Annotated in this window: 18 protein-coding genes, 1 tRNA gene, 2 pseudogenes and 2 riboswitches; of the genes and pseudogenes, 5 read left to right on the top strand and 16 right to left on the bottom strand. The window is 68.4% G+C overall.

The window, feature by feature from the left end:
• Positions 1–46 precede the first annotated feature (46 nt).
• Positions 47–148: pseudogene (locus J8I33_RS25945) on the top strand (AbrB family transcriptional regulator); the annotation flags it as partial.
• 59 nt (positions 149–207) lie between these two features.
• Here J8I33_RS25945 and J8I33_RS25940 read toward each other — a convergent pair.
• The 8 genes from J8I33_RS25940 to J8I33_RS25905 form a co-directional block, all read right to left on the bottom strand.
• Positions 208–1,596 (bottom strand): L-serine ammonia-lyase, encoded by a 1,389-nt coding sequence (locus tag J8I33_RS25940; RefSeq protein ID WP_050015896.1) that lies wholly within the window; start codon positions 1,594–1,596, stop codon positions 208–210.
• A 30-nt stretch (positions 1,597–1,626) separates the two neighbouring features.
• Positions 1,627–2,769, bottom strand: coding sequence for an alginate lyase family protein (locus tag J8I33_RS25935; protein WP_124555777.1), 1,143 nt, complete (start codon positions 2,767–2,769; stop codon positions 1,627–1,629).
• 153 nt (positions 2,770–2,922) lie between these two features.
• Complete coding sequence (gene gcvP, locus J8I33_RS25930; protein WP_209939400.1) at positions 2,923–5,850, bottom strand: aminomethyl-transferring glycine dehydrogenase; 2,928 nt, start codon at positions 5,848–5,850, stop codon at positions 2,923–2,925.
• A gap of 61 nt (positions 5,851–5,911) precedes the next feature.
• The gene (gene gcvH, locus J8I33_RS25925) at positions 5,912–6,292 is read right to left on the bottom strand and encodes a glycine cleavage system protein GcvH (RefSeq protein ID WP_209939399.1); all 381 of its coding nucleotides are present in this window, start codon (positions 6,290–6,292) and stop codon (positions 5,912–5,914) included.
• A 124-nt stretch (positions 6,293–6,416) separates the two neighbouring features.
• The gene (gene gcvT / locus J8I33_RS25920) at positions 6,417–7,535 is read right to left on the bottom strand and encodes a glycine cleavage system aminomethyltransferase GcvT (RefSeq protein ID WP_124638029.1); all 1,119 of its coding nucleotides are present in this window, start codon (positions 7,533–7,535) and stop codon (positions 6,417–6,419) included.
• Between the two features lie 83 nt (positions 7,536–7,618).
• Positions 7,619–7,752: riboswitch (glycine riboswitch) on the bottom strand.
• A 31-nt stretch (positions 7,753–7,783) separates the two neighbouring features.
• Positions 7,784–7,887: riboswitch (glycine riboswitch) on the bottom strand.
• Positions 7,888–8,001: 114 nt separating this feature from the next.
• Positions 8,002–8,367, bottom strand: a complete 366-nt coding sequence (locus J8I33_RS25915) for a hypothetical protein (protein WP_050015906.1) — start codon at positions 8,365–8,367, stop codon at positions 8,002–8,004.
• A gap of 209 nt (positions 8,368–8,576) precedes the next feature.
• Positions 8,577–9,629, bottom strand: coding sequence for an oxidoreductase (locus J8I33_RS25910; RefSeq protein WP_209926170.1), 1,053 nt, complete (start codon positions 9,627–9,629; stop codon positions 8,577–8,579).
• A gap of 294 nt (positions 9,630–9,923) precedes the next feature.
• Complete coding sequence (locus tag J8I33_RS25905; RefSeq protein ID WP_209939398.1) at positions 9,924–10,631, bottom strand: SGNH/GDSL hydrolase family protein; 708 nt, start codon at positions 10,629–10,631, stop codon at positions 9,924–9,926.
• Between the two features lie 309 nt (positions 10,632–10,940).
• On the opposite strand from J8I33_RS25905, the gene J8I33_RS25900 reads away from it, so the two are divergent.
• Positions 10,941–13,028 carry a UvrD-helicase domain-containing protein gene (locus tag J8I33_RS25900; protein ID WP_209939397.1) on the top strand — a complete coding sequence of 696 codons (2,088 nt, stop codon included), beginning with the start codon at positions 10,941–10,943 and terminating at the stop codon, positions 13,026–13,028.
• Positions 13,029–13,140: 112 nt separating this feature from the next.
• Here J8I33_RS25900 and J8I33_RS25895 read toward each other — a convergent pair whose 3' ends face one another.
• Positions 13,141–14,028 carry a c-type cytochrome gene (locus J8I33_RS25895; RefSeq protein ID WP_089488035.1) on the bottom strand — a complete coding sequence of 296 codons (888 nt, stop codon included), beginning with the start codon at positions 14,026–14,028 and terminating at the stop codon, positions 13,141–13,143.
• A gap of 251 nt (positions 14,029–14,279) precedes the next feature.
• Here J8I33_RS25895 and J8I33_RS25890 point away from each other — a divergent pair.
• Positions 14,280–14,355 (top strand) — tRNA-Arg (locus J8I33_RS25890).
• Between the two features lie 54 nt (positions 14,356–14,409).
• Here J8I33_RS25890 and J8I33_RS25885 read toward each other — a convergent pair.
• Positions 14,410–14,643 (bottom strand): annotated as a pseudogene (locus J8I33_RS25885) (tyrosine-type recombinase/integrase); the annotation flags it as partial.
• Positions 14,644–15,079: 436 nt separating this feature from the next.
• Here J8I33_RS25885 and J8I33_RS25880 point away from each other — a divergent pair.
• Together J8I33_RS25880 and J8I33_RS25875 are read left to right on the top strand one after the other, a co-directional pair.
• Entirely contained in the window at positions 15,080–15,565 is a 486-nt protein-coding gene (locus tag J8I33_RS25880) for an RICIN domain-containing protein (protein WP_124555798.1), read from the top strand.
• 269 nt (positions 15,566–15,834) lie between these two features.
• Positions 15,835–17,358, top strand: a complete 1,524-nt coding sequence (locus tag J8I33_RS25875) for a TIGR04222 domain-containing membrane protein (protein WP_209939396.1) — start codon at positions 15,835–15,837, stop codon at positions 17,356–17,358.
• A gap of 70 nt (positions 17,359–17,428) precedes the next feature.
• On the opposite strand, the gene J8I33_RS25870 is transcribed toward J8I33_RS25875, so the two are convergent.
• Genes J8I33_RS25870 through J8I33_RS25845 form a run of 6 tightly spaced genes read right to left on the bottom strand, consistent with a single transcriptional unit; the run spans position 17,429 to position 25,559 of the window.
• Positions 17,429–20,797 (bottom strand): glycosyltransferase, encoded by a 3,369-nt coding sequence (locus tag J8I33_RS25870; protein WP_209939395.1) that lies wholly within the window; start codon positions 20,795–20,797, stop codon positions 17,429–17,431.
• Between the two features lie 2 nt (positions 20,798–20,799).
• Positions 20,800–21,957, bottom strand: a complete 1,158-nt coding sequence (gene rffA, locus J8I33_RS25865; protein WP_209939394.1) for a dTDP-4-amino-4,6-dideoxygalactose transaminase — start codon at positions 21,955–21,957, stop codon at positions 20,800–20,802.
• 57 nt (positions 21,958–22,014) lie between these two features.
• Entirely contained in the window at positions 22,015–22,662 is a 648-nt protein-coding gene (locus J8I33_RS25860; RefSeq protein ID WP_050015944.1) for a class I SAM-dependent methyltransferase, read from the bottom strand.
• Between the two features lie 10 nt (positions 22,663–22,672).
• Positions 22,673–23,395: a WbqC family protein gene (locus J8I33_RS25855; RefSeq protein ID WP_124594424.1), complete on the bottom strand. Its 723-nt coding sequence runs from the start codon at positions 23,393–23,395 to the stop codon at positions 22,673–22,675.
• Complete coding sequence (locus tag J8I33_RS25850; protein WP_209939393.1) at positions 23,392–24,777, bottom strand: FAD-binding oxidoreductase; 1,386 nt, start codon at positions 24,775–24,777, stop codon at positions 23,392–23,394. Before J8I33_RS25850 ends, J8I33_RS25855 begins: the two co-directional genes overlap by 4 nt.
• Positions 24,774–25,559 carry a class I SAM-dependent methyltransferase gene (locus J8I33_RS25845; protein ID WP_069246845.1) on the bottom strand — a complete coding sequence of 262 codons (786 nt, stop codon included), beginning with the start codon at positions 25,557–25,559 and terminating at the stop codon, positions 24,774–24,776. Before J8I33_RS25845 ends, J8I33_RS25850 begins: the two co-directional genes overlap by 4 nt.
• Positions 25,560–25,580 lie beyond the last annotated feature (21 nt).

Below are 25,580 nucleotides of genomic sequence, written 5' to 3'. Positions count from 1 at the left end.
AACGCGGGGCTGGTCGGGGGTTGCGTGCGGGCTTCGGTTGGCCATCCGGCCCTTGACCCACGTGCTCGAGAAGTTCGCGAAATTCGGGCCGAATTTCATGGCCGAAGGGCATGGCAACCAGGAGCAGGCCGAACGCAAGGATGGGTGATTGTGCACCCGACGGTCATGCGAGACGCGGAGCGTCCTCCATGACCGCCGGGTCGGACATCAGCACTCGACGATGTTCACCGCCAGCCCGCCGCGCGACGTTTCCTTGTACTTGGTCTTCATGTCGGCGCCCGTCTCGCGCATCGTCTTGATCACGGAGTCGAGCGACACGTAGTGCGAGCCGTCGCCGCGCAGCGCCATGCGCGCCGCGTTGACGGCCTTTACCGACGCCATCGCGTTGCGCTCGATGCACGGGATCTGCACCATCCCGCCGACCGGGTCGCAGGTCAGGCCGAGGTTGTGTTCCATCCCGATCTCGGCCGCGTTCTCGACCTGCTGCGGCGTGCCGCCGAGCACGGCCGCGAGCGCGCCGGCCGCCATCGAGCAGGCCACCCCGACTTCACCCTGGCAGCCCACTTCCGCGCCCGAAATCGATGCGTTGAGCTTGTAGAGGATGCCGATCGCGGCGGCCGTCAGCAGGAAGTCGATTACGCCCTGTTCGTTCGCGCCGGGCGTGAAGCGCGTGTAGTAGTGCAGCACGGCGGGGATGATGCCGGCCGCGCCGTTGGTCGGCGCGGTGACGACGCGGCCGCCGGCCGCGTTTTCCTCGTTGACCGCGATCGCGTACAGGTTGATCCAGTCGATCATCGACAGCGGGTCCTGGAGCGCGCGCTCCGGGCTGCCCGTCAGCGTGCGGTACAGCTGCGGCGCGCGGCGCTTGACCTGGAACGGGCCGGGCAGGTTGCCGTCGGCGTCGGGATTGCCGATCCCGCAGCCGCGCGACACGCACGACTGCATCACGGCCCAGATCTTCAGCAGCCCGTCGCGCGTTTCTTCGTCGGTGTGCCACGCGCGCTCGTTTTCCCACATCAGCTGCGCGATCGACTTGCCGGTCGACGCGGTCAGCGCGAGCAGTTCCGCGCCGGTGCGGAACGGGTGCGTCATCTGCTCGGCCGCGCTCAGCACCTTGGTGTTCGGTGCGCCGGCCGTCACGACGAAGCCGCCGCCGACCGACAGATAGGTACGCTCGACCAGCACCGCGCCGTTCGCGTCGCTCGCGCGCAGCTTCATCCCGTTCGGATGTTCGGGCAGCGCCTGACGGTAGAACGCGATGTTCTCCTTCAGCACGAACGGCACCGGGTGCGTGCCGAGCAGCGCGAGTTGCTTCGTCTTGCGGACGTCTTCGAGCCGCGCGTCGATCGTGTCGGGATCGACGGTGTCGGGCGCGTCGCCGAGCAGGCCGAGCATCACGCCGCGGTCGGTGCCGTGGCCCTTGCCGGTGGCGCCCAGCGAGCCGTACAGCTCGACCTTCACATGGGCCGTCGCGGCGAGCAGCCCGTCACGCTCGAGGCCCTGGACGAACATCAGCGCCGCGCGCATCGGTCCGACCGTGTGCGAACTGGACGGGCCGATGCCGATCTTGAAGAGGTCAAACACGCTGACTGCCATTTCGATACCTGCCTTGCTGTAAGAATGGTGCTAGCGCGCCTGCAATGGCAGGCACGCGGCGAGCCATGCGGGCGGCGTTGGGGAAAGCTGCTGCGCGACGCGGGCATAGCGCCCGTCGAGCCGCGCGGCCAGATGAAAGAGTTCGGTGGCGTTTTTCGGGTCCCACTGCCCCGTGTAACCCGGCAAGCCGGCCTCGCGGCGCTTCGCGTCGAACGGCACCGGCGAATTCACGAATTCCTCGTGGGTTTTCTCGCCGAGCGCGTACGGCACGAGCCAGTCGAGCGCGGCCGCGAGCGTCGCGCCGTTCGCGCCGCGCTCGCGCAGCCAGTTGCGGTTGAAGCGGCGCGCGGCGAGCGCGGCCGTCACCAGCGGCTGTAGATCGTAGACCGCGTAATGCAGCGCATCGCGTTCCTCGAAATCCCAGGTCTTGCCGTCCGGGCCGATGTTGTCGGCGAGATGCTCGACGAACAGCCGCTGCGCGGCGTTCATCATCTTGCGGTCGCCGAGCGTGAACGCGGACAGCGCGATCAGCTTGATCCGGTGGCTCTGCCAGTTGTTGCGCCAGGTGCCGGTGAGCGGGCGCTTCTGCGCGTCGACCTGCGCGACGTAGCCGGCGCCGAGCTTCGCGATGAACGCGGCGGTCGCGTTGCGCGTCTTCACCGGCAGCGCGCTCGCGGTCATGTCGTACGCGACGATCAGGCTGTCGAAGCGCGTCTCGTCGATCGGGTTGAAGCTCGGCTGGTAGGTCGAAACCCACGCGGACAGGAAGCGGTCGACGAGCTGCAGGTAGCGCGGCGCGTTCGTCACGCGCCACGCGAGCGCCGCATCGCGCATCAGGTCCATGTCCTTGAGCGCGGCTTCGCTCTGGTCGTAGATGCCTTCATGCGGCAGCGTGCCCTCGGTGTGCACGCGCGCCATGGCCTTCGGCTGCTCGCCGATGCGCGCGTCGACGCTGCGAATCAGCGCCTGCACGCCCGGCTCGGCGTGCGTCGTCTCGCTCGACTGCAGCGCCGGCGCCGCGCAGAAATTCATCGCGGCGAGCGCATTGCCGGACACGCCGAGGCCGGCGGCGGCGAGCGACAGCGATGCGACGAGCATCGGCACGTAGCGGCCTGCGCGCGGGCGCGGCCGCCGCGCCGTTGCACCCTGGCCCGGAAACATCGGACGCACCATGCGGAACTCCTTCATTGGCTGGATCGCGTGTGATGTTAGCCGGATTGGCGGGTGAGCGTGAAACGGTTGGCCGGGCGGCGAACGTAAAACCGCACGCAACCGGTGGCTGCGTGCGGTGGGGTCACGGTCGGACGCTCCGGCGCGAGACGGGCGTTATGCGTAATCCGACATCGGCACGCACGAGCAGAACAGGTTGCGGTCGCCGTACGCGTTGTCCGCGCGGCCGACCGGCGGCCAGTACTTGTTCGTGCCGAGCGACGCGACCGGGTACGCGGCCTGCTCGCGCGAGTACGCGTGCGGCCATTCGTTCGCGGTGACGACGGCCGCCGTGTGCGGCGCGTGGCGCAGCGGGTTGTCCTCGCGATCGGCGCGGCCTTCCTCGACCGCGCGGATTTCTTCGCGGATCGCGATCATCGCGGCGATGAAGCGGTCGAGTTCTTCCTGCGATTCCGATTCGGTCGGCTCGACCATCAGCGTGCCCGGCACCGGGAAGCTCATCGTCGGCGCGTGGAAGCCGTAGTCCATCAGGCGTTTCGCGACGTCGTCGACGCTGATGCCGCTCGTTTCCTTGATCGGACGCAGGTCGAGAATGCACTCGTGCGCGACCAGCCCGCCCGGGCCCGAATACAGCACCGGATAGTGCGGTGCGAGGCGCTTCGCGATGTAGTTCGCGTTGAGGATCGCGGTTTCGGTCGCGGCGGTCAGGTTCTTCGCGCCCATCATCGCGATGTACATCCACGAGATCGGCAGGATCGACGCCGAGCCGTACGGCGCGGCCGACACCGCGCCGATGCCGTCTTCCGCGCGGGCGTAGCCGGTCGAGCGCTGGTTCGGCAGGAACTGCGCGAGGTGCGCGCCGACCGCGACCGGGCCGACGCCCGGGCCGCCGCCGCCGTGCGGGATGCAGAAGGTCTTGTGCAGGTTCAGGTGCGACACGTCGCCGCCGAACTGGCCGGGCGCGGTCAGGCCGACCATCGCGTTCATGTTCGCGCCGTCGACGTACACCTGGCCGCCGTGCGCGTGGACGATCTCGCAGATCTCGCGGACGTTCTGCTCGAACACGCCGTGCGTCGACGGATACGTGATCATGATCGCCGCGAGGTTCGCCGAATGCTGCTCGGCCTTCGCCTTCAGGTCGGCGATGTCGACGTTGCCCTGCGCGTCGCACGCGACGACCACGACCTTCATGCCGGCCATGTGCGCGGACGCCGGGTTCGTGCCGTGCGCGGATGCCGGGATCAGGCACACGTCGCGATGGCCTTCGCCGCGCGATGCGTGGTACGCATGGATGATCAACAGGCCCGCGTACTCGCCCTGCGAGCCCGCGTTCGGTTGCAGCGACACGGCCGCGTAGCCGGTGGCCGCGACGAGCATCTGTTCGAGCTGGTCGATCATCTCGCGGTAGCCGACGGTCTGCTCGGCCGGTGCGAACGGATGGATGCCGCCGAACTCGGGCCACGTGACGGGCAGCATTTCCGACGTCGCGTTCAGCTTCATCGTGCACGAGCCGAGCGGGATCATCGAGCGGTCGAGCGCGAGATCCTTGTCCGACAGGCTGCGCAGGTAGCGCAGCATTTCGGTTTCGGAATGGTGGCGGTTGAACACGGGGTGCGTCAGGTACGCGCTCGTGCGCTCGAGGCCGGCCGGCAGCACGGCGACGCCGGCGAGGCCCGCGTCCAGCGCATCGACGGCCGGCGCGGTGCCGCCCGCGGCCTGCGCGAACACGTCGAGGAGATCGGCGAGGTCGTCGCGCGTCGTCGTTTCGTCGACCGATACGCCGACTTGCGTGTCGCTCACGCGGCGCAGGTTGATGCGCTTCGCGTTCGCGAATGCGTGAATCTGCGCGGTGCGCGCGCCGGTGTCGATCGTCACTGTGTCGAAGAACGTGTCGTTGACGGTCGCGAAGCCGAGCTGCTTCACGCCGGCGGCGAACAGCGCCGCGATGCGGTTCACGCGCAGCGCGATCGTCTTCAGGCCGTGCGGGCCGTGGTAGACCGCGTACATGCTGGCCATGATCGCGAGCAGCGCCTGCGCGGTACACACGTTCGACGTCGCCTTCTCGCGGCGGATGTGCTGTTCGCGCGTCTGCAGCGCGAGGCGCAGCGCGGGCTTGCCCTGCGCGTCGACCGTCACGCCGACGAGGCGGCCCGGCATCTGGCGCTTGAATTCGTCGCGCACGGCCATGTAGGCGGCGTGCGGACCGCCGAAGCCCATCGGCACGCCGAAGCGCTGCGTGTTGCCGATCGCGACGTCGGCGCCCCATTCGCCGGGCGGCGTCAGCACGGTCAGCGCGAGCAGGTCGGCCGCGACGACCACGTGGCCGCCGGCCGCGTGGATCGCTTCGGTGAGCGCGCGGTAGTCGCGCACGTCGCCGTTCACGCCCGGGTACTGCAGCAGCACGCCGAATGCGTTCGCTTGAGCTGCTTCGGCGGCCGGGCCCGTCTTCACGTCGATGCCGATCGGCAGCGCGCGCGTGCGGATCACTTCGAGGGTTTGCGGCAGCACGTCGTCGGCGACGTAGAACACGTTCGACTTCGGCTTGCCGGTGCGCTGCAGCAGCGTCATCGCTTCGGCCGCGGCGGTGGCTTCGTCGAGCAGCGATGCGTTCGAGATCGCGAGACCCGTCAGGTCGGCGACCATCTGCTGGAAGTTCAGGAGCGCCTCGAGGCGGCCCTGGGAAATTTCGGGCTGGTACGGCGTGTAGGCCGTGTACCACGCCGGGTTTTCGAGCACGTTGCGCAGGATCACGGCCGGCGTGTGCGTGTCGTGGTAGCCCTGGCCGATATACGAGCGGAACACCTGGTTCTTGTCCGCGAGCGCACGCAGCGCGGCGAGCGCTTCGGCCTCGCTCTTCGGCTGCGCGAACGGGCCGAGCGGCAGCGTTTCGGCGCGGCGGATCGAGGCCGGGATCACGGCGTCGATCAGCGCGGCGCGCGACGCGAAGCCGAGCGTGTCGAGCATGGCCTGCTGGCTGGCGGCGTCGGGGCCGATGTGGCGTTCGGCGAACGCGTCGTGCGTTTCGAGCGCGGCGAGCGAGAGGGGCGTGCGGTTCATCAGGCGGTCCGGGTGTTCGAGCTTCATGGCGTGACTCTGGTCCCGCGCGGGCCGGCTGCCCGGCCGCACGCGGTTCGGGTAAGGAAAATTAGTCGATCAGCTTGCTGTACGCGTCGGCGTCGATCAGCTTGTCGGTCGATGCGCCGTCCGCGAGCTTGATCTTGAACAGCCACACGCCGTATGCGTCGCCGTTCACTTCTTCCGGCGCATCGGTGGCGGCTTCGTTGACGGCGACGACCTCGCCGGACACCGGCGAGTAGATGTCGGATGCCGCCTTCACCGATTCGACGACGCCGACGGCGTCGCCCGCGCTCACCGACTTGCCGACTTCGGGCAGCTCGAGGAAGACGATGTCGCCGAGCGTGCTCTGCGCGTGATCGGTGATGCCGACCGTCAGCGTGCCGTCTGCCTCGGTGCGGATCCACTCGTGTTCATCGGTGTACTTCAGATCGGCCGGGACGTTGCTCATCGGATGCTCCTGGATAAAAGGGTGTGTTCGTTTTGCTGGCGCGCCGCCATGGTGCGCCGGATGGGGTTGCGCCGGGCGCCATCTCCCGGCTGGCCGGGAGGCAGCGCCGGCCGCCTCCCGGTCGTTACGCAGCGAGGACCTTGCCGTTGCGCACGAACGGCAGTTTTACCACGCGAGCGGGAAGATTCTTGTCTCGAATTTGCACCTGGACGATGTCGCCGATCTGGACGGCCGCCGGCACGCGCGCGAACGCGATCGATTCCTGCATCGACGGCGAGAACGTGCCGCTCGTGATCTCGCCTTCGCCGTGCGGCGTGACGACCTTCTGGTGCGCGCGCAGCACGCCGCCCGCCTTGCCGTTTTCCTTCTGCAGGATCAGGCCGACGAACGCGGCGCGCGTGCCGTTGGCTTCCAGCGCGGCGCGGCCGACGAAGTCGCGCGGCGCGGTGAGGTCGACCGTCCACGCGAGGCCCGCGTCGAGCGGGGAGACGGTGTCGTCCATGTCCTGGCCGTACAGGTTCATGCCGGCCTCGAGGCGCAGCGTGTCGCGCGCGCCGAGCCCGCACGGACGCACGCCGTTTTGCTGCAGCGCATCCCACAGCGCGACGACGTGCACGGCCGGGACGATCACTTCGAAGCCGTCTTCGCCGGTGTAGCCGGTGCGCGCGACGGTGAGATCGCCGAACGGCGTGCCGGCGACCTGCGCGGCGTTGAACGGCTTGAGCTCGCTGGTGGCGGCGCGCGCGGCGGGCACTGTCGCCCAGACCTTTTCGCGGGCGTTCGGACCCTGCACGGCGACGATCGCGAAATCGCGGCGCGGCGCGATCGTCAGGCCGTAGCCGCCTTGCTCGTTCAGTTGGTTGAACCACGCGATGTCTTTCTCGGCGGTGCCGGCGTTGACGACCACGCGGAAGAATTCTTCGGTGAAGTAGTAGACGATCAGGTCGTCGATGACGCCGCCCTGCGGGTTGAGCAGGCACGAGTAGAGCGCCTTGCCGGGCGTCTTGAGCTTGCCGACGTGGTTCGCGATCGCATGCTCGAAGAATGCGCGCACGCGGCTGCCGGTGAAATCGACGACACACATGTGCGACACGTCGAACATGCCGGCGTCGGTGCGCACGGCCGCGTGTTCTTCGATCTGCGAGCCGTAGTTGACGGGCATGTCCCAGCCGCCGAAGTCGACCATGCGGGCATTGAGCGCGCGGTGCGCGGCGTTGAGCGGGGTGTGATTCAGTGCAGTCATCGAGGCCTCAGGCAAGGCGCTTGCGCGCGGATCAGAACGGCCATGTGCCGACCGCCGCGGCCGATGGCCTCGAGCGATCCGGTACATGCCCCTCTGTCCTCGATACCTGAGAGATTGCGCTGCGGGCCAAGCCCGGCGAACGCGCGCCCCTTCGGTGGGCAGCTTGCCCGCGCAGCCAATGCGCTGCGGGCTACTGCCGCTCTCCAGAGTGCGGGGAGTGTCGTGCGCGCAGTGCGCGGACGCGGTTCCCCGACGCGGTCGGTCCTTTTGCCTGAGAGTTTGCGGGTGTGCCCCTTCGGCGGCGCAACCGGTGTCGGAACGACCCGGTCACACGCTCTCCCGACGCGTGCGGGCGACTGTACGCGAGCGGGTCGGCATTGTCAATTTGAGCAAAAGAATGTCGCTTCGCGACAAGCGGCGGCGGCCGGCGCCGCCGCTTTTCTCCGCTCCGGCGGGCGCCGGCGCGTCACTCGCCGATCGCGCGTGCGGCCGTGTCGAGTTCCTGGTTCAGCACCCGCTGCTCGTCGCCGGACAGGCCGCCGTTGTGCTGGGCCGACATGTCGTTCGCTTCCTGGCGGATCACGTCGAGGCGATGGTGCAACTGCGCGCCGTACGGCGGCGGGTAGTAGCCGCCGTTCACGCGCGCGTCGATCCGGCGATGCAGATTGTCGATCCGGCCCTGGACCTCCTGCATGCGGTCGTTCGCGACGACCTGCGGATTCGGTCGCGGCGGCGGAGGCGCCTGCCGGACCGGCCGCTGCGGTTGCACGACACACGCCGCGAGCGAGGAAACCAGGACGCAGCATGCCGCTGCGCGAATCAACCGTTGCATCACATTCTCCTGACGGATAAGTGTCGAATCGACATTTTGAGAAACGCGTCAGACCGGACGACCGCTGACTTTCGTTCCCGCACCATTTGTAACGGAATGTTGGAGGCCGTGCCGGCGGGGCGGGGTGGCGGCAGACGCAGCGCCGCCGCCGGCGCGTGGCGGCGTGGCGCGGTGGGCGGCCGGGCCGGCACTGACCCGGCCGGCGGCCATCACACCGTACGGCGCACGAACGGTACCCGGCGACCGTCGTGCTCGCTCTGCGCGGCGAGCTCGATGATCGTCATCACGTCGACCGCGTCCTGCGCTGTGACCGGGAACGGCGCGCCGTCGCGGATCGACGCGGCGAGCGCGCGGTAGAACTCCGCGTACTGGCCGTCGAGCGTCGGCACCGGACGTTCGACTTCGAGGTCGCCGTCGAGCACGCGCAGCAGGCCGGGCGGGTTGCCGCCGCCGAATTCGACGTCGTCGGCGGTGAGGCCGGCCTTGAGCTGGTCTTCCTGCGTGTCGAGCCCGAATTTCTGATAGCTGCCGCGCGTGCCGTGCAGCGTGAAGCGCGCGGGTTCGATCGCCGACAGCGCGCTTGCATGCAGCGCGACGTCCTTGTCCGGATAGCCGAGCAGCAGGTGCACGAAATCGGGCGCCGTGCCGTTGTCGCGGCGCGTCTTGACGGTGGCGCTCACGGTTTCCGGCGTGCCGAACAGCGCGAGCGCCTGGTCGATCAGGTGCGGGCCGAGGTCGAGCAGCAGGCCGCCGCCGCGGGCCGGCTCCTCGCGCCAGCGCGGGCGCGGCGTCGGCCGGAAGCGGTCGAAGTGCGACGCGAAGTAGGTGAGGCGGCCCAACTCGCCCGATTCGACGACGCGACGCACGGTGAGGAAATCGCCGTCCCAGCGGCGGTTGTGGAACGGCGCGAACAGCCGGCTGCGCGCGTTCGCGAGCCGTGCGAGCGCGAGCGCCTCGTCGGCGGTGAGCGTGACCGGCTTGTCGACGACGACGTGGCGGCCCGCTTCGAGCACCTGGCGTGCGAGCGTGAAGTGCGTGTCGTTCGGCGTGGCGATCACCACGCATTCGATATCGTCGAGGCCGAGCAGCGTGTCGAGGTCGGGGACAATGCGCGCGCCCGGATACGCGGCGTGCGCGCGATCGGACTGACCCGTCGCGATCGCGGCGACTTCAGTGCGGCCGCTCGTGGCGATCACGGGCGCGTGGAACGTCGCGCCGGCGAAACCGAAACCCATCAAACCAATCCTGAGCAATGACGACATGGCAATTCCTGGCTGCGAAGGAAACTAAAGGATGGCGCGCCGGAGCGGCGGCGCGGAGACGACCGGCTATTTTGGCATGGCGCCGCCGCCTGCATAGACGCGTCGGGCGAAACGCGCGATGTGATGCGGCAACTGCGCAAGGAATGCCGGCATTTTGCGCGAGATCGGGTGCCGGGCAGCGCGACTGCCCGGCTTTCGGCTTGGCTCTGCTCGGTTCGCGGCTCTCGGCGTGGCGTGACATGGCGCGCGCCGCGCGGCGAGCCGTGGCGGCCAACCTGCCCGTAGCGTGCCGCGTCATGCGCCCACCCGCTGCCGCACGGCGGCCGCGACCTGCGCGGCCCATACCGCGCACGCCGATGCGCCGGGATGGAAGCCGTCGGCGGCCATCAGGTGACGTTCGAGCGGCAAATCGACCCGGAGGAACGTGCAGTCCGGCTGCGTGCCGGCCCAGCCTGCGAGCACCGCGTTGAGCCGCCTCGCGCGCAGGCCGAGATACCACGCGAGCGGTTGCGGCAGCGCCGGGAAGCGCTCCATCGGCGGCACCGCCGACAGGATCGGGTGCCCGACCTGGAAGCGCGTGGCGAGCAGCCGGACCAGCTCGGCCTGCTGCGCGAGCCAGCGTGCGGGCGGCACGCCGCCCGTCACGTCGTTGACGCCGAGCGACGTGACGGCCACGTCGAACGGCTCGGCCGGCTCGGCGGCGAGCCAGTCGACCAGCTCCCGCGTGGTCAGGCCGGTGCGCGCGAGCAGTTTCCAGCGCACGCGGTGCGTGGCCGCCAGCGCGTTCGCCAGTTGCCCGGCGAGTGCATCGTGCTGCGTCGCGACGCCGACGCCCGCGGCCGCCGAATCGCCGACCACCAGCACGCGCAGAGGCGGGCCGTCGCCGGCCACGCCGTCGCGCGGGCCGGCCGCCTCGGGCAGCCGCGGCGTGACGCGGCGCACGTAGCGCCCCTGCACGAACAGCAGCGGGCCGAGGGCGGCGGTGGCGAACGGGTATCCCATGAGTCGATCCGGTGACGGTTCAGGCAAATTGAAGCGGGCCGGCGCGGACGGCGCCGGGGAGTACATATTGTGTCCGATCCCGGCGCGGACGGGGCCAGATTGGCCGAGCGGACAGGCACGACCCCGCCGGACGGACAGGGGGCGCCCGCCCGGCAAGCCTGCCCGCGCCCGTCCGGCCGCGCGCCCGAAATACGTGCCGCCGACGTGTTAACATGCGCGTCCTGCCTGCGTGTCCGCCTGCTTCCCCAGCCTGTCGCGCACGGCATCCTCCCGGCCCTCCGCCGTCAACCAGCAACACCATCCGCCATCATGTCCGCAGGCCTGAATCCCGCTCAGAATGAAGCGGTGCGCTATCTCGACGGTCCCTGTCTCGTGCTCGCCGGCGCGGGCAGCGGCAAGACTCGCGTGATCACGCAGAAGATCGCGCACCTGATCGAAGCGAAAGGCTTCGAGCCGCGCCATATCGCCGCCGTCACGTTCACGAACAAGGCGGCCGCCGAAATGCGCGAGCGCGTGTCGAAGCTGCTGGAAGGCAAGACGCTCACCACGCCCGGCAAGGAAGGCCGCAAGGTGCCCGTCAACCAGCTCACCGTCTGCACGTTCCACTCGCTGGGCGTGCAGATCCTGCGCCAGGAGGCCGAGCACGTCGGGCTGAAGCCGCAGTTCTCGATCATGGATTCGGACGACTGCTTCGGGATGATCCAGGAGCAGCTCGGCACGACCGACAAGGGGATGATCCGCAAGATCCAGAGCATCATCTCGCTGTGGAAGAACGGCCTGATCATGCCCGACGAGGCGATGGCGATCGCGGCCAACGAGGACGAGCACCAGGCCGCGCTGGTCTACCGCAACTACGTGGCGACGCTGCACGCGTACCAGGCGGTCGACTTCGACGACCTGATCCGCCTGCCGGCCGAGCTGTTCGCGAAGAACGAGCCGGTGCGCGACCGCTGGCAGAACAAGCTGCGCTATCTGCTGATCGACGAGTACCAGGACACCAATGCGTGCCAGTACGAGTTGCTCAAGCAGCTCGCGGGCCCGCGCGCCGCGTTCACGGCGGTCGGCGACGACGACCAGGCGATCTACGGCTGGCGCGGCGCGACGCTCGAGAACCTCGCGCAGCTCGGCAAGGATTTCCCGAAGCTGCACGTGATCAAGCTCGAGCAGAACTACCGGTCGACGGTGCGGATCCTGACCGCCGCGAACAACGTGATCGCGAACAACCCGAAGCTGTTCGAGAAGAAGCTGTGGTCCGAGCACGGGATGGGCGACTCGATCACCGTCACGGCGTGCAACGACGAGGAGCATGAGGCCGAATCGGTCGTGTTCCGGCTGTCCGCGCACAAGTTCGAGCGGCGCGCGCAGTTCCGCGACTACGCGATCCTGTATCGCGGCAACTTCCAGGCACGCATCTTCGAACAGGTGCTGCGGCGCGAGCGGATCCCGTACGTGCTGTCGGGCGGCCAGTCGTTCTTCGACAAGGCCGAGATCAAGGATCTGTGCGCGTACCTGCGGCTGATCGCGAACGCCGACGACGATCCCGCGTTCATCCGCGCCGTCACCACGCCGCGCCGCGGCATCGGCAACACGACGCTCGAGGCGCTCGGCTCGTTCGCGGGGCAGGCGAAGGTGTCGCTGTTCGAGGCCGTGTACATGGGCGGGATCGAGGCGCGGCTGTCGGCGCGCCAGGTCGAGCCGCTGCGGATGTTCTGCGACTTCATCCAGCGCCTGACCGAGCGCGCGGACAAGGAGCCCGCGACCGTCGTGCTCGACGACATGATGGAGGCGATCCACTACGAGGCGTACCTGTACGACGCGTTCGACGAGCGGCAGGCGCAGTCGAAGTGGCAGAACGTGCTCGAATTCCTCGAATGGCTGAAGCGCAAGGGCACCAAGCCCGAGACGGAGGCCGTCGACGGCGAGGCCGAAGGTTTCCACAACGCGGACGGCCTCGCCGATACGGGCAAGAACCTGCTCGGCCTGATCCAGACCGTCGCGCTGATGTCGATGCTCGAAGGCAAGGACGAGGACCCGGACGCCGTGCGGCTGTCGACCGTCCATGCGTCGAAGGGGCTCGAGTATCCGCACGTGTTCCTGGTCGGCGTCGAGGAAGGCATCATGCCGCACCGAGGCGGCAGCGACGACGACGGCCCGATCGACAACGAACGGATCGAGGAGGAGCGCCGGCTGATGTACGTCGCGATCACCCGCGCGCAGCGCAGCCTGCACCTGAACTGGTGCAAGAAGCGCAAGCGGGCGCGCGAGACGGTCGTGTGCGAACCGTCGCGCTTCATCCCGGAGATGGGGCTCGACGAAGCGCCGCCGCCGACGCCGGAAGAAGCGCCGATGTCGCCGAAGGACCGGCTGGCGAGCCTGAAGGCGTTGCTGCAGAAGTGATGGGGCGGCGCTGCCGCAACCACGAGGGCGCGACGAACCGGCAACCCCAAAAGGAAACCCCCGCGATGCAAAGGCGTCGCGGGGGTTTTTTACGGATGGCCGTACGGGCGCGTTACTTCGCCGCGTTGACCATGTAGTCGACGGCCGCCTTTACGTCGGCATCCGACGCGTTCGACCCGCCCTTCGGCGGCATCGCGCCCTTGCCGTGCAGCGCGTAGTTGTAGACCGTATCCATCGATTCCTTCAGGCGCGGCGCCCAGTCTGCCTTGTTGCCGAACTTCGGTGCGCCGAGCACGCCGGCTGCATGGCAGGCCTGGCAGGTCGACGCGTACAGCGCCTTGCCGGCCATTGCTGCATCGGCGCCCGCCGGGGCGGCCGCGGGCTTTTCGCCGGCCTTCGGGATCGCGGCGATCGCGGCCATGGCCGCGGCGGCCTGCGCGTTCGATGCGTCGGCGCCCGACGCGGGGGCGCCGCTGGCGGGCTGCGCGGCGTTGGCGGCCGGCGCGGCCGGTTCGGGGAAGTTCGCGCCGTCGTTGTTGGCCATGTAGACGATCGCGCGGGCGATTTCATAGTCGCTGACGTCGTCGGGGCTCGTGCCGCCGCGCGCCGGCATCGCGCCCTTGCCCGCGAGGGCCGTCTTCAGCAGCGTGTCGAAGCCTTGCGAGATGCGCGGCGCCCAGTCGTCCTTGTTGCCGAACTTCGGCGCGCCGGCGGCGCCGGTGCCGTGACAGGTCACGCAGACGGCCTTGTAGACTTCCTCGCCGGTCTTGTACGTGCGGGGCGCGTTGGCGTCCTTCACGTCGACCTTCGCGATCGGCGCGATACGGGCGGCGACCTGCTGGTCGGATAGCGCGTCGGTGCCGGCGCCGGAACGGAATGCATGGTTCGCGTAATTGGCGAACAGAACGATCAGGACGATCGGAATCGCGAACGACGCGATGATGACGGCAATCAGCTGCCCGGGGGTTTTGACGGGAGATTCGTGGGGTGCTTCGCTCATGCTTGCCTCGTCTCCATGAATAGGAATTGTGAGCGCGGTGCAACGGCAAAATGGCAGTCCAATGAAGCACGGACGATTATAGACGGAACGTTTACATCACGGCGAGCGGCGCGATGGCGCGTGTTTACCCGCACGCAGGGCCGTCCGGCGGCGATTCGGCGGGCGAGGTGGACGCGTCTTGGGAAACCGGGTATCCTTGCCGTCTTGCCAATCGTGGGCGGCCTGTATATGGGGTCGCTTCACTGTCTCACGCGCCCGTAGCTCAATGGATAGAGTACTGCCCTCCGAAGGCAGGGGTTGCTGGTTCGATCCCAGCCGGGCGCGCCAAGTCTAGTCAGGCTCTCAGCGGTTTCCTTCCTTCGTCGTGCAGTACCGTTGCAGCTAGATTGCAGCCGGAATCGGCGCGGGCTCGGCCGTGAGCGGCGCGACGCTGTGCGCCAGATGATCGGCTGACAGGTGAGCGTACCGCTGCACCATTTCCATCGTCTCCCATCCGCCCGGTCCCTTCAGCACTTGCAGCGGCGTGCCGCGTCGCACGTGCCAGCTTGCCCAGGTGCCGCGCAGGTTGTGCCGGCGGAAGTCACTGATACGTGCACGCTTCGACGTCTTTCGCCAGGTTTCGGTCGCGTCTGCGCCGCGATCGCGTCGAGCGAACGCGCGAGCGTGCCCTTCGTGCCGGCGCGGCCGATTGCGGCCTGCACGTCGGTGATGAGGAACGGACGGTTCTCGCCGGCCGACCGACTGCGGCGAGCGTGCGTCCTGCGGCGGGCAGCAGACGGGCATTTGCTGAAGAACAACAGGCAAGTCACCGGTCGCAACATGTAGTCCAAACTCGTCGGCATCGAATATTCAACCGATCTCGATTTTCGTCCACGTGTAATCAAGTGTAATTGAGCTCGAGAGGCCATTTGTCTATTTTATATCCAGGTGAGAACCGATAAGGGTAGCTTGCCGATACCTTTGGATCGCGGGGCGCTCTGGCCTTGCAATTCAAGGGGATTTTAAGAAGGACGAGGCCGATTATTTTCTCAATTATCTTAAGGAAAATATCATGAGTGACGTGATCATTGAATTCGCCGCGGATCGGAGCCGCTGCATCGGCGTTGTGCCCGATTCTGGCCAGGGCGGCTTTGTAGGTCCCAACTCGCCGTTGGCACTACGCTATCTGACCGAACAGGATGTACTAAACGTGTGGCATTTTCGTGCCAGCCCAGGGTTCTTCATTCTCGATTTCACCAGTCCTGACTCTCCAGCGGAGCAATTGGCGATCGATTTTAAGGACGGAAAGGTTGCTGCCGAGACACCGCTCGTCGTGCGTAAATTTACCGGTGCGGTATCTCAGCGGTGGAGCCTGACTATGCGCCCGGGATATATCACGTCGGTGGCAAATCCGAATCTCGTGATCGACGACCACTTCGACAGTTTGCAAGGCAACAACGTCATTTGGGCGTTTGCCTATAACGGGACTCAGGCGCAGCAGTGGAGAGTCACCAAGGTGCTGGATGCGTTAGCCGCCAAAGCGCCCCAATACGCGTAATTGATTTTTCGGGCCGCGGTCGTCGCCGTTCCGGCCGACATTGCCATCGCATCACATCGAAGGGGCGCTTGGGCCCCTTCGATGTGAGTGAATCCAGGCGTCGAATTCCCCGATCCGTTTTCCTGAAGTCGTCCAGGCGTAGCGTCACCGCACGGTATCGCGCCGTCATTCCCCCGCTATTCCCCCGCCTTTCCATTGTGCGAGAATCGCCCGCAACGACAACTCCAAGCGTCGATCGCGGCGGCCGTCCGCGCATCGCGCCGACTCCGATGGCTGCCATTCCGTCCACCCCGACCGCAGTTGCTGCCTGCGCGCTGACCGATGCGCAGCAGGCGCTGCTCGCGCGTCTGAACACCTATTCTCCCGACGATCCGCACGCGCCGCTGCCATACAGCCGCCGCCTTGCCGAAGCCGAAGGCTGGTCGCATGCGCACGCGCTGGCCGTGATCGAGGAGTACAAGCGTTTCGCGTTTCTCGCGCAGGCGGCCGGGCACCCGGTCACGCCGTCGGTCGCGGTCGATGCCGCGTGGCATTTCCACCTGCAGTACACGCTCGAATACTGGGACGTCTTCTGCGCCGGCGTGCTGCGTGCGCGACTGCATCACATGCCCGCCACGGGCGCGCCGGACGAGGGCGCGGCGTACGCGCAGCGCTATCGCGACACGCTCGACAGCTACCGCCGGCTGTTCGGCTATGCGCCGCCGGAATCGATCTGGCCGCGCCCCGTTGACCGGCCGGCCGAAGCGGTGCCGCCGCAGGCAGACGAGCCGGCCCTCGCGCCGACGCGGGGCACGTGGCGCAACCGGCTGCCGAAACTCGCGTGGCCGGCGGCCGCCGCGAGCGTCGCCGCAACCTGCGCATCGGCGCAAGACTTCGACGTGCTGAACTACACGGGGCCGCAGTTTCTCGCGTTCTACATCCCGGCCTGCGTGGCCGCGCTGCTGTTGATCGGGCTTGCGCAACAGATCGAATACCGGTGCCGGCGCAGGCGCGCATTCTCGTCGGACCTGACGGTCGAGCAGGCCGCATACCTCGCCGGCGACGAGTCGCGGGTCGTGCAGGTCGCGACGCTGTCGCTCGTTCACGCCGGCGCGATCGAGCTGGCGATGGCCGGGCGACTGGGCGGGCGCGTGCGGCTCGTCGATGCGACACGGGCGGGCGAATACGGGGACGAATGTGAATGGCTGGCCGGGCAGCCTGAGAGGGAGGCCAGCTTCGGCGCGTTCCGTCAGTTGCTGGCGCGTCGCGCTGCCGAGCAGGCGAAATCGTTGCGCGCGCGTGGCTGTTTCTGGGCGCCGGGCGACATGCGGACGGCGCGCATGGCCCGCGCGATCGCGCTGGGGGTGCTCGGCACGGGCGCGGCGAAACTGGTGGTCGGGCTGAGTCGCGGACGGCCGGTCTTGTTACTCGTGATCTGCATGGCGGCGTTCGCGATTGCATACCGCATCGTCGTGGGGCGGCTGACCGGGTTCGGGCGGCCCGGCCTGACGGTCGGCGGGCAGGCGTCGCTCGTCGCCCGACGGATTGTGCGCAGCGACGAACACGACCGGCCGGACGCGTTGCTGTGGACCGCCGCGCTGTTCGGCGCGGGCGCGCTGACCGGCACCGCATGGGCCGCGTATTCGATGGTGCTGATGGAGCCGCCGCCGTTGACGCCGACCGCCGCGCGGGCGGGCGGATCGACCGGTTCGTCCTACAGTTCGAGTGACTCGTCGTCGAGCTGCAGTTCGTCGAGCTGCAGTTCGTCGAGCTCATGCAGCTCAAGCAGTTGCGGCGGCTGTTCAAGCAGCTGAGCACAGGGCGCGCTGCCGGAACAGCGCGCCGGGTCGCCAGCGTCAGGCAAGCGGCACGGCGCGCGTCGAACTACGCGATCGCGGCATCGGCGGGCGTGCGTGCCAGCGCGGCACGCCCGTCGCCCGCCTCGACGATCAGCGTCCAGTCGAACGCCGGCAGTGCGCAGACTTGCTCGACGGTGGCCGTGTACTCGTGCGCGGGCGCGTGCAGGTAGCGCACCTTGTCGGTCCATTCGGGCAGCGGCGCCTGCGACGTGGTCACCACGACCGCCAGCAGATCCTGTTCCGGCCGCCTTGCGATTTCCTGCAGGCTCAGCCGGACCTTGTCGAGGTCGCCCTCGGCGTCCAGGATCAGCGCGCCGGGGATCGGCGCATCCGGCCGGCCGGGCGGGTTGCCGACCGCGCCTTTGTCGATGCACTGCTGATACACATGGCGATAGCGCGGCAGCGCCTGCTGTAGCGCGTGATGCTTGCGGACCTTCGCCTGCGCCGTGCGCGCGAGCCCGCGGCGCAGCGCCGGGTTCGCGATCAGCCGATCGAGCGCGTCGACCCAGGCCTGCGGTTCGTCCGGGACCAGCAGGCCGTCGCAGCCGTCGTGCAGCGCGAGGCGATAGGCTGGCCGGTCGCTGACGATCGACGCGATGCCGGCCGCCGCGTATTCCTGCCACTGGATCGTGCTCGTGCCGGCGTTGTAGTCGTGGTCGGCGAGCGGCAGCAGCGCGACGTCCCAGCGCCGTTCCGGCAGGCGTTGTGCGTGCGCGTCGTAGTCGTGAAGCTCGGGCTCGCACCCGGCGGCCGGGTGGCCGGCCCAGCCCGGCGGGACGTCCGCGCCGACGAAACTCACCTTGACCTTGCCGGGATGGCGCGCGCAGATCGCGTGCAGCGCCGCGTCGACGAGCGCGAAGTTGTCGGCGCGCAGCGACGCGCCGGCGATGCCGATCGTCACGCAGTCGTCGCCGCGCGCCGTCACGGGACGGTAGAACCGGTCGAAGTCCACGCTGTCGGGCAGCACGTGAACGCGCGGGTGCGACAGCCGGTAGCGGCTGGCGATGAACGGCGTGGATACGATCACGGCGTCCGCGTTGCGCAGCACGAGCTCGATCCCCGCGCGGGCCATCCCGCCTTGCGTGGCGAGCGGATGCGCGGCCGGCAGGTCGGTCAGCAGGTCGTCGGTCTCGTAGATCACCGGCTTTTCATGCTTGAAGATCGTGTACAGGTCGTTGCCCGTCAGCATGCCGGGCGTCAGCCGGTGCAGCAGGATGGCGTCGGCCGTGGCCAGCACGCTGCTGTCGATCTGGCCGTCCCGGATGCCCGGGACGAGTTCCCATTCGTCGTTCAGCAGACCGAACGGCAGCGTGAGGCGAATTCGCGATGACGCGCACGCGTCCGGATCGATCGAATACACGATCAGGCGCTTGCGGCGCGGTGCGGCGTCCGCCGTCGCGGCGACGGGCGCCAGCGTCCGGTTCTCCGCGAGCAGCCGCGCGTACAGCACGCCGTGGCGCGCGGCGTTGCGGCCGATGTCGTGCTGCGCACGGATCGCATCCTGCGCGGCCGCGGCGAGTTGCGCGCGGGTTTGCGGATGCTCGATCAGGTGCGCGATCGCGTCGACCCACGCGTCGGCGGTGTCGGCGACGAGCCAGCCCGTGCGGCCGTGGACAACCGGGCAGCCTTCCGCCGGCGTGGCGACGAGCACCGTGGCCGCGCCGGCCGCCGAGCATTCGAGCCATGCGCGTGGCGGCGCGTCGTCGTGCAATTTGACCGGCGCCGCGACCAGCGCGATGTCGAGGTCCGCGCGCTTCAGCGCGTCGGCGTAGCTGTCGTAAGGGGCAGGCTCCGCGATCAGCGTGACGTCCGGTTCGCGGTCCCAGCCGGCCGGCAGCGCCGCACCGACGAACGACACCCGGAGCTTCCCCGGAAACCGGCGGCGGAGCTCGACCAGCGCCTGGCGGACCTGCTCGAGACGCACGTCGTCGAGACCGGTGCCGGAAACCGCGAGGTTCACGTGGTCGCGCACGCCGGGCGCCGCGCGGTGCAGACGCTCGAGATCGACGCCGGTCGGCAGCACGTGGACCGATGCGTTGACATGACGGTACTGCCGCGCCAGCGCTTCCGATGGCACGACGAGCGCATGCGCGCGCTGCACGGCGCTGCGGATGCCCGCCTTGCGGCGCGCGTTGTCGGCCGCGCCGGGGATGTCGGCGAGCAGCGTGTCGAGCGGCGTGTCGATCTCGAGGACGACCGGCTTGCCGAGCGAAAACAGGTGTTCCAGCGTGGCGGGAGACAGCAGGCCCGGCGTGTCGCCCTGCAGCACGATCAGGTCAGCGCGCTGCAGCGCGTCGGGATCGATGCCGGCTGGCGTGACAGGGAACGTCAGCGCCCATTCGCGGTCCAGCCGCGCGAACGGCTGCGCGAAGCGCACGCTGGTGCGCGCGTGGTCGGCCGGCTCGGCGGTGACGACCGCGATGCAAGAGCGCGGCGCGGACGCGGGCTGTCCCTGGGCGGCGGCGCCCGTCGCGACGGCCTGCGCATCCAGCGTGTCCGCGTGGGCCTGGGTCCGCTCGACGAAGTTCTGCAACTGCTGCCAGAACGCCTCCTCTTCCTTCAGGTAGACGCTGCGCGCTTCGTGAACGGTGGCCTTCGCGTGGGCGATCTCGTGTTCGTCGAGCCCCCACGCGATGCCCTTGCCGTCCATCACCCACCGGGTCGGCTCCGACAGCGACGCGTCATTCATGATGCACACGACCGGGCAGCCGCACAGCAGCGCTTCGAACACGGCGGTGGACCATTCGTACATGTACACGCACTCGACCTGTCGGAACAGCGCCGCGAGTTCGTGCGCCGAACGTTCCGGCACGCGGGTCGAGATTTCGATCGACTCGGCGGTGACCGGATGCAGCGTGCCGCCGCGCCGCAGGTGGCGATTGATGAAGACGGCCGTGCCGTTGCGGCGGGCGTCGTCGACACCGTCGCTGTTGAAGATGCGCGTGTCGACGAGCGGTATGCGCAGCAGGTCCGCCTTCCATTCTTCGGGCACCAGCGACGGCCCGAACGTGAAGATGAGATCGTTCGGGTGCAGGGCGATCGGTTCGCCGTTGATGCGACCGGGCTCGGCCAGCAGGTAGCGCACGACGCAGCGCGCGTTGAACGGATTGCCGGTGACGACGTCCGGGTAGACGACGATCGGGCTGCGATTCGCGCGGGCGTGCGCCTGCACGATGTCGTCGGTCAGCGGCGGCGTGCGCAGGTCAGGATGCACGACCGGCGTGCAGACGTACGCTTCGTGGCCGAGCAGGTTCAGCACGTGGCACAGGTAGTGCATCGCGCGGATCCCGCCGGAGGTTTGCCGGAAATTCGGCGCGAGGATGTAGTACGGGTGGCCGAGTCGCGTAAAAATGCGCGAACCGCCGTGCGTCAGACCGGGTTTGGGAGTCGTCATCGTTATCGGGTGCGGTAGAAATCGAAGACCACGTCGAGGATGCGATCCTGTTCGGCTTCGGTCATGTCGTGGTACAGCGGCAGCCGGACGAGCCGGTCGGCGACGAGGTCCGTCACCGCCATGCCGGATCCGCAGCGCCCATAGCGTTGCCCGGCCGGCGAACTGTGCAGCGGCACGTAGTGGAACACCGCGTTCACGCCCACCGCGCGGATCTGCTGCAGCAACTCGGTGCGTTCGGCGAGGGTGCGTGCGAGGAGATAGAACATGTGGCCGTTGCCGCGCTCGGCGAGCGAAATCGCGGGCAGCTCGATCAGCCCGTCCGCGTGCAGCGGCCGCAGCGCGTCCTGGTAGCGCTGCACGGTCGCGCGCCGCTGCGCGGTGATCACGTCGGCGTGCTCGAACTGCGCGTACAGGAACGCCGCGATCAACTCGCCCGGCAGGAACGACGAGCCGACGTCGACCCATGTGTACTTGTCCACCTGCCCGCGGAAGAACTGACTGCGGTTGGTGCCCTTCTCGCGGATGATTTCCGCGCGCTCGACGAGGCGCGGGTCGTTGACCAGCAGCGCGCCGCCTTCGCCCGAGATCACGTTCTTGGTCTCGTGGAAGCTGAGGCACGCGAGGTGGCCGAGGCTGCCGAGCGGCTTGCCGTTCCACGACGACTGCAGCGCCTGAGCGGCGTCCTCGATCACCCACAGGTCGTGGTCCGCCGCGAGCTGCCCGATCACGTCCATGTCGCATGCGACGCCCGCGTAGTGCACCGGCACGATCGCGCGCGTGCGCTGGGTGATCGCGGCGGCGATCTGCGTCTCGTCAAGGTTCAGCGTGTCGCGGCGGATGTCGACGAACACCGGCGTCGCGCCGCGCAGCACGAACGCGTTGGCGGTCGACACGAACGTGTAGGACGGCATGATCACTTCGTCGCCGGGCTGCACGTCGGCGAGGATCGCGGCCATCTCGAGCGCGGCCGTGCACGAGTGCGTGAGCAGCGCGCGCTGGCAGCCGATGCGCGCTTCCAGCCAGCGGTGGCAGAGCTTCGTGAACGCCTGGTCGCCGGCGAGGCCGCCCTGCTCGACCGCTTTCGCGATGTAGTAGAGCTCCTTGCCGACCACGAACGGGCGGCCGAACGGAATGACGTCGAGATTGGGTGGGCCGAACATGGTCAGGCTCCGCAGTAAGGGGGGACGTTCGGCCGCGCGGCTTGCGCGCGGCACCGCTCAGATGTCCTTGCGGACGAGAATCGTGAATTCGTACAGGCCGTAGTCGTGCAGCAGCGCGACGTGGCGCGAATAGCGGCGCTTGCAGCGATCGAACAGCGCGCACGGGTCCGCGTAGTACAGGAGGTCCGGGCGCATGAACGGCGGATCGGAATACGACGTCAGGCAGTTGAACGCGAAGCCCAGCCGGCTCGTCGCGTGCAGCGTGTCGAGCGTTGCGTGGATGTAGTCGAGCCATGCGTCGTCGCCGTGACCGCGCCTGACGTTGAAGATGCCGGATGCGATCCCGTAGTCCGACGCGGCCTGCGGCACCGCGCCGACATGAAACGCGACGTTCGCGTCGTCGCGATAGCGCTGCCGCGCGGCGTCGACCATATCGGACGAGATGTCGTAGCCCGCATACGCGAAGCCGTCCGGCAGCGCACGCGCCTTCAGGAAATCGACCAGCGCGCCGTAGCCGCAGCCGATGTCGTTCACCGAGTGGCCGCCGGACTCGGGCAGGATCTTCGTCAGTTGTTCGAAGCGCAGGAACTGGCCGGTTTCGCCGTTCCAGTCGACGCCGCGCGCGGTCGCGCCGTGCTCGGCCAGCCGCGCGCTGTAGTACGCGGCCACTTCTTCCAGCAGGCTCGCATGCCGGGATTCGCTCATGAACATCGCCTCAGTCTTTCGAGGTCAGCGCGTACCGACGCGCGTCGGGACCGCAGTTGAACAGCACGTCGAGCACGGTCACGCCGTGGACGAAGTCGCCCCACTGCTGCGGATACTCGGGATAGCTCGGATAGTCGAACCAGCGCACCGCGACGCCGGCATCGGCGAACAGGTTCTCGTCGAGGTAGCTGCGCGCGGCCGGGCCGGACAGGTACTCGGACGCGCCCGCCTGCACGCACAGGTTCAGCAGTTTCTCGGTGCGGTCGCCGTGGAGCGCATAGTCCGACGTCGACGACACGCGCGTGCCGATTTCCAGTTGCCGCAGGACCCACGTCAGCATCGCGACATTCAGCTCGCTCAGCATCCCGTAGGTGCGACCGGTGTAGAGCGCTTCGAGCTCGTCCGCATAGCGCGCGAAGTGCGGCGCGCGCGCATAGTTCTGCTGCAGGGCCTTCCAGTGCAGCGGCGCCCAGTCGGCGCCGTCGATCTCGGTTTCGCGGATCGACTGGTGATACTTGCCCTTCACCTTCACCGGCACGCTCAGCCATTGCACGCCCTGCGGCGTCTTGATCTGGTTGCGGTTGCGCCAGTCGCGGCGCGTGTACTGCGCGTCATCGTAGAGGATGAACTCGTCGCTGGCGGCGATCAGGTCGAAGTAGCCCTTCCACGGAATGTAGTTGGACTGGACGATCGCCACCCGCTTCGCGTCGCGGTTCATGGTCGCACCGCTCATGCCGGAATGTGGCCGTACCGGTACATGTCGACGAGCTCGGGCGGAATGCCCCAGTCCGTTGCGCCCAGCTTGTCGTGCAGCGCCTCCAGGTCCGCGCGCATCGCGTTCCGAAGCTGTTCGACCATGCGGTTGCGCGCCGGCACGAAGTCGTGCTGGTACGCGGCATTGATCTGATGGCGTACCGTCTTCGCGATCGCCGCCTCGCGCGTCATGTTGCGGATCAGCGGGCGTTCGGGCGCGAGTTCCGCGTAGCGCGGATCGATCGGTTCGCCGCGCATCGCCGCGACGAGATCGCGGCACAGCACCGGCGACAGGTGGAAGCCGTCGCGCTTGGTGCCGCCGAGAATCCACAGGTCGCGCACGCTCGTTTCGCCGAACAGCGGATACAGGTCGGACGTCGTCGGCCGCCAGCCGACGTTGACGTTGACCAGGTTCGCGCGCGAGAAGCGGGTGTTGATCTGGTCCATCGCGGACTTGAGCAGCGTGTACGCGCTGCCGGCGTGGCCGTGCTCGTGCGGCACCGGGCTGATGTAGTTGCTGGCGCCGACGAGGGTCCGGTCGGGCCCGTACGGCGCCGAATACACACCGCACGCGAGGCCGCGGTTGGTCGTGCGCACGCAGTGCGTGTGCACGTTCTCCGTGCTCTGCAGTTCGATCGACATGCCGATGCCGTAGAACATCCGCTGCACCGGCAGCTCGGGCAGGCTCGCCTGCAGCACGCGCGTCACGTTGGCGCCGTTGCAGAGGATGAAGCGGTCCGCGCCGAGCACGCTGCCATCGGACAGGCGCGCCCCGGTGACGCGTCCGGCCGCGGTGTCGAGCCGCTCGACCTCGGCGTCGATGAAGCGCACGTTGCCGGCTTGCGCAACCGACGCGGTCAGCGCGTCGAGAAACTGTTTGGGATTGACCCAGCCTTCGCGTTTCAGGAAGACCGCCCTCAGCGCGCGATAGCGCGGGTCCGGATGATAGTTCGGGATGCCTGACGGATCGACCGCCTCGCAGGGCTCCTCGAATTCGCGGCAGAACCGCTGCATGGCCGCGAAGTTCTCGTCGTCGAGCGCGTCGGTCGCCGCGTTGTTCAGCACGAAGGTGCCGAAGCCGTGCGCGACCGCGCGCGCCGGCGTGCAGATTTCAGCGAATACGGCGGGCCAGGCCGCCGTCGCGCCGCGGCTCAGCTCGAACTTGAAGCGGTCGATCGGCGTGCCGAGCGAATCGCCTTCCAGCTCGGTGAACGAATTGAGCATCGCCGCCGCAGCGCGCGTGGCCGAGCCGGGCCGATGCGCGTGGCCGACGATCACGAGCTCGACGCCCGCGTCGGCCTGCTGCCATGCTCGGGCCGTCATCAGGCCGAGAATGCCGTTGCCGAGGATGGCGATTTTCATTTGCGTGCGCCTCCACCTTCGGGGAATGACAGGTAGCAGAGCGACGGATAGGCCGCCGCCTTGTGGATCTGGTGCGGACGGTTGCCGAGCAGGTCGCGCAGGTAATGGACGCCTTCCGCGGGCAGCTGGCCGCCGCGGGTGAGCTGCCAGAACGCGACGACGCCGCCGGGCACCAGCCGCTCCATCACCGCGTCGAACGCGTGCCGGGTCGGCTCGATCACGTTCAGGTCGAACCACGCGAGCGCGACCATCTCGCCGGGATGCGCTTCGTCGAACGCCGCCAGCGTGTCGCGGCAGTCGCCTTCCCACACGTGGTGCTTGTCATGCACGTGTCCCATCGCGTTGCTGCGCTCGTGCAGGTTCAGCAGCTTGCGCAGCAGGTCGGCGTACTCGCCGGACAGCGAGTACGTGCCGTCGGAGAACAGCTTGCGGTCGCGGGTGTCGTGCTCGGCGAAGCCCGTGTAGCCCGTGAACGTATCGAATGCGTGGATCCGGCGCTGGAAGTTCAGCGGCTCGAGAATCGCGCGGAAGTTCTCGCACAGCACGGCGGTCTGCCCGCGCCACGTGCCGAGATCGAGGATCGCGCCCGGCAGCGGCACGATTTTTTGATAAATCTCGAAGGTCGCGAGAATGCGTGCGAGGAGCGAGCCGCGCACGAACAGGCCGAGCGACCGTTCCAGTTCCTCGCGCGTCGCGGGGTAGGTCTGCATCAGGTCGAACAGTTCGCGGCGCGCCGCGAGCTGATCGCCATCTGCGTTGGTGATGATCGCTGATTCGTGCATACACAGGGCTCCAGGCGCAAA

It is taken from the genome of Burkholderia sp. AcTa6-5, assembly GCF_017815075.1.
GTDB lineage: Bacteria > Pseudomonadota > Gammaproteobacteria > Burkholderiales > Burkholderiaceae > Burkholderia > Burkholderia sola.
The sequence above is the reverse complement of the archived record's forward strand: the minus strand, read 5'-3'. Positions and strand labels throughout refer to the sequence as shown.

Coding starts and splice junctions, on each gene's coding strand:
- J8I33_RS25845 (WP_069246845.1), bottom strand. CDS start 25,559: ATGCACGAATCAGCGATCATCACCAACGCAGATGGCGATCAGCTCGCG.
- gcvP (WP_209939400.1), bottom strand. CDS start 5,850: ATGAAGCTCGAACACCCGGACCGCCTGATGAACCGCACGCCCCTCTCG.
- J8I33_RS25870 (WP_209939395.1), bottom strand. CDS start 20,797: ATGACGACTCCCAAACCCGGTCTGACGCACGGCGGTTCGCGCATTTTT.
- J8I33_RS25880 (WP_124555798.1), top strand. CDS start 15,080: ATGAGTGACGTGATCATTGAATTCGCCGCGGATCGGAGCCGCTGCATC.
- J8I33_RS25900 (WP_209939397.1), top strand. CDS start 10,941: ATGTCCGCAGGCCTGAATCCCGCTCAGAATGAAGCGGTGCGCTATCTC.
- J8I33_RS25860 (WP_050015944.1), bottom strand. CDS start 22,662: ATGAGCGAATCCCGGCATGCGAGCCTGCTGGAAGAAGTGGCCGCGTAC.
- J8I33_RS25875 (WP_209939396.1), top strand. CDS start 15,835: ATGGCTGCCATTCCGTCCACCCCGACCGCAGTTGCTGCCTGCGCGCTG.
- rffA (WP_209939394.1), bottom strand. CDS start 21,957: ATGTTCGGCCCACCCAATCTCGACGTCATTCCGTTCGGCCGCCCGTTC.
- gcvH (WP_209939399.1), bottom strand. CDS start 6,292: ATGAGCAACGTCCCGGCCGATCTGAAGTACACCGATGAACACGAGTGG.
- J8I33_RS25940 (WP_050015896.1), bottom strand. CDS start 1,596: ATGGCAGTCAGCGTGTTTGACCTCTTCAAGATCGGCATCGGCCCGTCC.
- J8I33_RS25905 (WP_209939398.1), bottom strand. CDS start 10,631: ATGGGATACCCGTTCGCCACCGCCGCCCTCGGCCCGCTGCTGTTCGTG.
- J8I33_RS25895 (WP_089488035.1), bottom strand. CDS start 14,028: ATGAGCGAAGCACCCCACGAATCTCCCGTCAAAACCCCCGGGCAGCTG.
- gcvT (WP_124638029.1), bottom strand. CDS start 7,535: ATGACTGCACTGAATCACACCCCGCTCAACGCCGCGCACCGCGCGCTC.
- J8I33_RS25910 (WP_209926170.1), bottom strand. CDS start 9,629: ATGTCGTCATTGCTCAGGATTGGTTTGATGGGTTTCGGTTTCGCCGGC.
- J8I33_RS25935 (WP_124555777.1), bottom strand. CDS start 2,769: ATGGTGCGTCCGATGTTTCCGGGCCAGGGTGCAACGGCGCGGCGGCCG.
- J8I33_RS25855 (WP_124594424.1), bottom strand. CDS start 23,395: ATGAGCGGTGCGACCATGAACCGCGACGCGAAGCGGGTGGCGATCGTC.
- J8I33_RS25915 (WP_050015906.1), bottom strand. CDS start 8,367: ATGCAACGGTTGATTCGCGCAGCGGCATGCTGCGTCCTGGTTTCCTCG.
- J8I33_RS25850 (WP_209939393.1), bottom strand. CDS start 24,777: ATGAAAATCGCCATCCTCGGCAACGGCATTCTCGGCCTGATGACGGCC.